Source organism: Microvirga tunisiensis (assembly GCF_009296175.1).
Classification (GTDB): Bacteria; Pseudomonadota; Alphaproteobacteria; order Rhizobiales; family Beijerinckiaceae; genus Microvirga; species Microvirga tunisiensis.
Map to the genome: position 1 here is coordinate 1 of NZ_VOSK01000817.1, position 1127 is coordinate 1127.

Below are 1127 nucleotides of genomic sequence, written 5' to 3' on the forward strand. Positions count from 1 at the left end.
GACGGTGTGTCACGAACACATTTCTGAAGGAGGAGATGTGGAGCTGTACAAGAGATGAGGGTCGGCCCCTCGAGGTCCGCAGTCAGGTGCCGACCTCAAACCCCTGCAAGCTGCGGCCGTCAAGAGCGGCCGTGGTGAGCGTTGCAGCCAAAGGCGGGGCTCAGTCCCGTCAGGTACGATCCGGAGAGGCGAGCGAAAGCGAACCGCTGATGACGTGTCGAAATGCCAAAGATGATGTCAAAACCGGAGGGTCGTCTAGCTTCCGGGATCAGTTCGGGGGCTGTCCTGAAGACCGCCCGAGCGACATCCGGCATGTAGGCGGCGCGAAGCCGGATCAGGCTCTTGTAGGGAACGTGAGAACCTGTCGTTCCGCTGCCAAGGGAGACGTCCAAGCGGCTCAAACCGCAAGGATCAGAGTACCGATGCGGGGCACAGGGGCGGAGCAGCCCGTAGTAGGGCGGAAGGTTCTGTAATGGGACTGGACCGAAGGGGCTGCAGTGTTCCGCCGCGGCGCAGAGCCAACCGGTAACGGGAGGAGCCCTGTGGCCACGGCAAAGCCGTTTTCCATTCCGAAGCGGGAAGTCTGGGACGCCTTCCAGAAGGTGAAGGCCAACCAGGGGGCGGCTGGCGTAGACGGGCAGACGATTGCGGAGTTTGAGGCTGATCTTGCGAACAACCTCTACCGGCTCTGGAATCGCATGTCCTCAGGAAGCTACTTTCCTCCTCCGGTCAGACGGGTCGACCTTCCCAAGAGCGATGGACGGACCCGGCCGTTGGGCATTCCCACGGTCGGCGACAGGATCGCCCAGGAGGTGGTCAAACGATATCTGGAGCCGATCCTGGAACCGATCTTCCACGACAACTCCTACGGATATCGCCCCGGCCGATCGGCGATCGATGCTCTTCGGACGACGCGCCAGCGCTGCTGGCGGTTCGACTGGGTGCTCGATATCGACGTCCGGAGTTACTTCGACAGCATCGATTGGGAGTTGCTGCTCAAGGCAGTTCGGCATCATACGGACTGCCCATGGGTGCTGCTTTACATCGAGCGCTGGCTGAAGGCTCCGGTCCAGATGCAGGATAGTAGCATCGTCCCGCGCATGGCAGGCACGCCTCAGGGCGGGGTG

The 1127-nt window shown here is 61.9% G+C and carries 1 protein-coding gene; it reads left to right on the top strand.

Annotated elements, in window-relative coordinates:
* Positions 1-542: 542 nt before the first annotated feature.
* The coding region (locus FS320_RS43845) for a reverse transcriptase domain-containing protein (protein ID WP_338105714.1) at positions 543-1127 on the top strand (585 nt) is incomplete at its 3' end.